Origin of the sequence: Streptomyces sp. NPDC006610, from assembly GCF_040611575.1 — a bacterium.
Classification (GTDB): Bacteria; Actinomycetota; Actinomycetes; order Streptomycetales; family Streptomycetaceae; genus Streptomyces.
Window position 1 is genome coordinate 1 of the sequence record NZ_JBEXOP010000082.1, and the last position, 6509, is coordinate 6509.

Annotated in this window: 5 protein-coding genes and 1 pseudogene; all 6 read left to right on the plus strand. The window is 76.0% G+C overall.

Going from position 1 to position 6509, the window contains the following annotated elements; translation table 11 throughout:
* Positions 1–168: pseudogene (locus tag ABZY13_RS33210) on the plus strand (sugar phosphate isomerase/epimerase); the annotation flags it as partial.
* A 96-nt stretch (positions 169–264) separates the two neighbouring features.
* On the plus strand, positions 265–2808 hold the full coding sequence (locus ABZY13_RS33215; RefSeq protein WP_356637495.1) for a PQQ-dependent sugar dehydrogenase: 2544 nt from the start codon (positions 265–267) through the stop codon (positions 2806–2808).
* Positions 2809–3003: 195 nt separating this feature from the next.
* Positions 3004–4155: an inositol-3-phosphate synthase gene (locus tag ABZY13_RS33220; protein WP_356637497.1), complete on the plus strand. Its 1152-nt coding sequence runs from the start codon at positions 3004–3006 to the stop codon at positions 4153–4155.
* On the plus strand, positions 4152–5144 hold the full coding sequence (locus ABZY13_RS33225) for an SCO3242 family prenyltransferase (protein WP_356637499.1): 993 nt from the start codon (positions 4152–4154) through the stop codon (positions 5142–5144). The genes ABZY13_RS33220 and ABZY13_RS33225 overlap by 4 nt, the downstream gene beginning before the upstream one ends.
* The gene (locus tag ABZY13_RS33230) at positions 5141–6091 is read left to right on the plus strand and encodes a sugar phosphate isomerase/epimerase family protein (protein WP_356637501.1); all 951 of its coding nucleotides are present in this window, start codon (positions 5141–5143) and stop codon (positions 6089–6091) included. The genes ABZY13_RS33225 and ABZY13_RS33230 overlap by 4 nt, the downstream gene beginning before the upstream one ends.
* The coding region (locus ABZY13_RS33235) for an EboA domain-containing protein (protein ID WP_356637503.1) at positions 6088–6509 on the plus strand (422 nt) is incomplete at its 3' end. The genes ABZY13_RS33230 and ABZY13_RS33235, both read left to right, overlap by 4 nt.

Genomic DNA, 6509 nt, shown 5'->3' on the forward strand with positions numbered 1-6509 from the left:
GACGTCTTCCGCATGCTGCGCTCCATCGACTACCAGGGCCCCATCTCCGTCGAGTGGGAGGACGCCGGCATGGACCGCCTCCACGGCGCCCCAGAGGCGCTGGCCCGGCTGAAGGCGTACGACTTCGAGCCGCCGGCCGCCTCCTTCGACGCGGCGTTCGGCAACTGAGGCACCGACCTTCGCACGACCCCACCGGGGTGGCGGCGCGCTCGCCCCGGTGCAGGCACCCGCCCCGTACAACCCGCCCCTTTTCCGGAGGCACACGTGCACGGGAACGACCGCACCACCGGCAAGGAAGGCACCACCCGCAACGACCGCACCCCGCGCAGGCAGGGCGCCACCCGCGGCACCCTCCGCCGCTCCTTCCGCAGGACCGTCGCGCTGCTGACCGGCGCGCTGCTCGCGGGAGCGTCCCTCACGCTCGCCGCGCCCCCGGCCACGGCGGCCGACGGGGCCGACGACGGGGCGGCGGTGACCGCCGAGGACTTCCAGCAGGTCACCCTGGCCAAGGGTGAGGCGGAGGTCGGCGAGCCCATGTCGCTCGCCGTGCTGCCGGACCGTTCCGTCCTGCACACCTCGCGCGACGGCGAACTCCGCCTCACCGACGCCGCCGGCAACACCCGCCTCGCCGGCAAGCTCGACGTGTACTCCCACGACGAGGAGGGACTCCAGGGCATCGGCGTCGACCCCGGCTTCGCCGACAACCGCTTCGTCTACCTCTACTACGCGCCCCCGCTGGACACCCCCGCGGGCGACGCGCCCGAGACCGGCACAGCCGCCGACTTCGCCCCCTTCGACGGCGTCAACCGGCTCTCCCGGTTCGTGCTGAGGACGGACGGCACCCTCGACCTCGCCAGCGAGAAGAAGATCCTCGACGTGCCCGCGACGCGCGGCATCTGCTGCCACGTCGGCGGGGACATCGACTTCGACGCCGCCGGCAACCTGTACCTGTCGACCGGCGACGACTCCAACCCGTTCCAGTCGGACGGTTTCACCCCCATCGACGAGCGGGAGAACCGCAACCCCGCCTTCGACGCCCAGCGGACCTCCGGCAACACCAACGACCTGCGCGGCAAGATCCTGCGCATCAAGGTGAACGCCGACGGCTCCTACTCGATCCCCGAGGGCAACCTCTTCCCGCCGGGCACGGACCGGACGCGGCCCGAGATCTACGCCATGGGCCTGCGCAACCCGTTCCGCTTCAGCGTCGACCAGGAGACCGGCGTCCTCTACGTCGGCGACTACGGCCCCGACGCCGGCGCCGCCGACCCGGAGCGCGGACCGGCCGGCCAGGTCGAGTTCGCCCGCGTCACCGGGCCCGGCAACTTCGGCTGGCCGTACTGCACCGGCGACAACGACGCCTACCGCGACTACGACTTCGCCACCGGCGTCTCCGGAGCGGCCTTCGACTGCGCCGCCCCGAAGAACACCTCGCCGAACAACACCGGCCTCACCGACCTGCCGCCCGCCCAGCCCGCGTGGATCCCCTACGACGGCGGCTCCGTGCCCGAGTTCGGCTCCGGCTCCGAGTCCCCGGTGGGCGGCCCGGTCTACCACTACGACCCCGCCCTCGACTCACCGGTGAAGTTCCCCGAGGCCTACGACGGCGACTTCTTCGCCGGCGAGTTCGGCCGCCGCTGGATCAAGCGGATCACCAGCGACGCCGACGGCGCCGTCCAGGCCGTCAACGACGTGCCGTGGACCGGCACCCAGGTCATGGACATGGCCTTCGGCCCGGACGGCGCCCTCTACGTCCTCGACTACGGCCTCGCCTGGTTCGGCGGCGACGAGAACTCCGCCCTCTACCGCATCGAGAACGCCACCGACGGCCACTCGCCCGTCGCCCAGGCCGCGGCGAACCGCACCTCCGGCCAGGCCCCGCTGCGCGTCTCCTTCTCCTCCGCCGGCACCACCGACCAGGACGGCGACGCCCTCACCTACAGCTGGGACTTCGGCGACGGCGCCACCTCCACCGCCGCCCACCCCACCCACCGCTACCGCGAGAACGGCACCTACACCGCCACCGTGACCGCCAAGGACCCGACCGGCCGCACCGGCAGCGCCAGTGTGCGGATCGTCGTCGGCAACACCGCGCCCACCGTGGTCCTGGAGACCCCGAAGGAGGGACAGCTGTTCTCCTTCGGCGACGCCATCCCGTTCCGGGTCCGCGTCACCGACCCCGAGGACGGCAGGGCCGTCGACTGCGCCAAGGTCAAGGTCACCTTCGTCCTCGGCCACGACTCCCACGGCCACCCGCTCACCTCCGCGAGCGGCTGCTCCGGCACCATCCGGACCAGCGCCGACGGCGGTCACGACGAGAACGCCAACATCTTCGGGGTGTTCGACGCCGAGTACACCGACGGCGGAGGCGGCGGCCAGGCCCCGCTGACCACCCACGACCAGAACGTCCTCCAGCCCCGGCACCGCCAGGCCGAGCACTTCGGCGACAGCGCCGGCGTCACGGTGATCACCAAGGACACCGCGCACGGCGGCCGTACCGTCGGCGACGTCCACGACGGCGACTGGATCTCCTTCGAGCCGTACCTCCTCGCCAACGCCGAGAGCGTCACGGCGCGCGTCTCCTCCGGCGGCGCGGGCGGCACCCTGGAGATCCGCGCCGGCTCGCCCGCCGGCACCCTGCTCGGCAGGGCCGCGGTGCCGGCGACCGGCGGCTGGGACGTCTTCCGGGACGTCACCGCGGACCTGTCCTCGGCGCCCCGCGGCACCACCACGCTGTACCTGGTGTTCAAGGGCGCCGGCCCCGGCCCGCTGTTCGACGTGGACGACTTCACCTTCATCACCGGCTGAGCCGCCCACCCCCCGGTACGACCGGCACCGGGCCCTAGCGGCGGCGGGCGGGAGACGCCGGACTCCCGCCCGCCGCCATCCGGTGCCGGTCCTGTCCCTTTCCGGCCGTCCAGCTCCGATCTTGTCCGGTTCTGATCTGTACCGCTCCGTTCCGCTCCGGGTTCCGTTACGACGCGATCGACAAGGAGGCTGCCCATGTCCGCGTCCGTTTCCCCCGCCAGCCCAGGCGCCCGCGTGGGCGTCTGGCTGATCGGCGCCCGCGGCTCCGTCGCCACGACCGTCGTGGCCGGCTGCGCCGCCGTGACCGCCGGGCTCCACCCGCCCACCGGCATGGTCACCGAGACCCCGCTCTTCGAGGGCTGCGCCCTGCCCCCGCTGTCCTCCCTGGTCTTCGGCGGGCACGACGTCGAAACCTGCCCGCTGCCCAAACGCGCCGAGGCCCTCGCCGCGGGCGGCGTCCTCCCGCCCGGCCTGCCCGCGGCCGTCGCCGCCGAACTCGCCGCCGCCGACGGCGAGATCAGGCCAGGCGGCCCCACCCCCGGCGACACCCGCACCCCGGACGACCTGATCGCCGACTTCACCGCCGCCCTGCGCGACTTCCAGCGGCGCCACGACCTCGCCCGCACGGTGGTGGTGAACGTCGCCTCCACCGAACCGCTGCCGAACGGCGACGCCCTGCCGCCCAGCTCCCTCTACGCCGCGGCGGCCCTGCGCGCCGGCTGCCCCTACGTCAACTTCACGCCCTCCACCGGCCTGCACCACCCGGCGCTCGCCGCCGAGGCGGCGGCCACCGGTCTGCCGTACGCCGGACGCGACGGCAAGACCGGGCAGACGCTGCTGCGTTCGGTGCTGGGCCCGATGTTCGCCCAGCGGGCGCTGACCGTGCGCGCCTGGTCCGGCGCCAACCTGCTCGGCGGCGGCGACGGCGCGGCCCTCGCCGACCCGGCCGCCGCCGCGGCGAAGAACGCCGGCAAGGAACGGGTCCTCGCCGACACACTGGGCGTCACCCCCGAGGGCGAGGTCCACATCGACGACGTACCCGCGCTCGGCGACTGGAAGACGGCCTGGGACCACATCGCCTTCGACGGCTTCCTCGGCAACCGCATGATCCTCCAGACCATCTGGCAGGGCTGCGACTCCGCCCTCGCCGCCCCGCTCGTCCTGGACCTGGCCCGGCTGACCGCCCGCGCCCACGAGGCAGGCCTCGGCGGCCCCCTCGCCGAACTGGCCTTCTACTTCAAGGACCCGGTGGGCCAGGCGCCCGCGGCGCTCGCCGAGCAGTACCGCCGACTGGCCGTGTTCGCCGAGCGGCTGCGCGCCGCCGCCGGGACGGGGGAGGGCCGGTGAACGGCGGCCGACGCCGGGCCTGGGCCGAACTCCTGCGGCTGCCCGCCCTGTTCACGGTCCCCGGCGACGCCCTGGCCGGCGCCGCCGCGGCGGCCGCGCGCCCCGACGCGCGCACCCTGCTCGCCATCGGTTCCTCCCTGTGCCTGTACGAGGCCGGCATGGCCCTCAACGACTGGGCTGACCGTGCGGAGGACGCCGCGGAACGCCCGCACCGCCCACTGCCCTCCGGCCGCGTCCGGCCCGCCGCCGCGCTCACCGCGGCCTGCGGCCTCACCGCCGCCGGGCTGGCCCTCGCCGCCCGCGCGGGCCGCCCCGCCCTCGCCGTCGCCGCCCCGCTCGCGGCGACCGTCTGGGCGTACGACCTCGCCCTCAAGCACACCCCCGCCGGACCCGCCGCCATGGCCGCCGCCCGGGGCCTGGACCTCCTGCTCGGCGCGGCGGCCACCACGGGCCGCACCCGCGAGGCCCTGCCCTCGGCCGCGCTCCTGGGCGCGCACACCCTCGCGGTCACCGCCGTCTCCCGCCGCGAGACCCAGGGCGGCGCGGCCCTGCCGCCGCTCGCCGCCCTCGCCACCACGGGCCTGCTCACCCATCTGGTGACACGCCACCCCTCCCGACTCCCGGCGGGCCGGCGGGCAGCAGCCGCCCCCGGTCCGCCGGGGCCCGAGCGGGTGCCGCCGCACGAGACGGCGCGCCCCGTCCGGCGGCCCACGCCGCGGCACGGCACCGCGAGCCTCCCCGCCTCCCTGCCCACCCTGGGCACCGCTCTCGCCGCCGCCTACGCCGCGACCGCCGCCCGCCCCTACCTGCACGCCGCCCTCAACCCGTCGCCCCCGCTCACCCAGCGCGCCGTGGGCGGCGGCATCCGCGCCACCATTCCCCTCCAGGCCGCCCTCGCAGCCCGTGCCGGCGCGGGCGTCACCGCCCTCGCCGTCGCCGCCCTCGCCCCCCTCGGCCGCCGGTACGCGAGAAGGGTGAGCGTCACATGACCACCGCGCCCACCCCGCAGCCGGCGCCCCTCCGGTTCGGCTACGGCACCAACGGCCTCGCCGACCTCCGGCTGGACGACGCCCTCGGCCTGCTCGCCGACCTGGGATACGACGGCGTCGGCCTGACCCTCGACCACATGCACCTCGACCCGCTCGCCCCCGACCTGGCCGCCCGCACCCACTGGGCCGGCCGCCGCCTGGAGGCCCTCGGGCTGACCGCGACCGTGGAGACCGGCGCCCGCTACGTGCTCGACCCGCGCCGCAAGCACGGCCCCTCCCTGCTGGACCCGGACCCGGACGACCGGGCCCGCCGCACCGACCTGCTGGTCCGCGCCGTCCGCGTCGCAGCCGGCCTCGGCGCGCACGCCGTGCACTGCTTCAGCGGCATCACACCCCCCGGCACCGACGAGGACACCGCCTGGCGACGGCTCGCCGACGGCCTCGGCCCCGTCCTGGACGCCGCCACCGCCGCCGGCGTCCCGCTCGCCGTCGAACCCGAGCCCGGCCACCTCCTCGCCACCCTGGACGACTTCCACCGCCTGCGCGGCCTGCTCGGCGACCCCGAGCCGGACGGCCCGCTCGGACTCACCCTGGACATCGGCCACTGCCAGTGCCTCGAACCCCTCCCGCCCGCCGACTGCGTACGCGCCGCAGGACCCTGGCTGCGCCACGTCCAGATCGAGGACATGCGCCGCGGCGTCCACGAGCACCTCCCCTTCGGCGACGGCGAGATCGACTTCCCGCCGGTCCTCGCGGCGCTGGCCGCCACCGGATACCAGGGCCTGACCGTGGTCGAACTGCCCCGCCACTCCCACGCCGGCCCCCACTTCGCCGAACGGTCCCTGCCCTTCCTGCGGCAGGCGGCACGGGCGGCGGGAGTGGCGGTGACGGCCGGCGCGGCCGACGCGACGCAGCGGCCGGCGACCCCCCAAGGGAGCACCTCATGAACAACCCCACGCTCGACGGAGTGCGCACCCGTCTCGAAGCCCGCCTCCCCGGCGCCGCCCGCGCCTGGCTCGACCAGGCCCTCGACGAGGCCGCCGCCCACCCCGGGGCCGAGGGCCCCGTCTCCGTGTGGGAGCTGCGCCTCGCCGAGGCCGGGCGGCGGTGCGGCGACGAGCACGCCGACGCCGCCCGCGTGCTGATCCTCGCCGCCGCCCACGCCGACCCGCCCGCACTGCGCCGCGTCTACGGCCGGGGCACCGCCGCCGAACGCCGCGCCGTACTGCACGCCCTGCCGCACCTCGTGCCGGGCCCGGACGCCCTCCCACTGGTCGAGGACGCCCTGCGCACCAACGACACCCGGCTCGTCGCCGCCGCCGTCGGCCCGTACGCCGCCCGGCACCTGGACGCCCACGGCTGGCG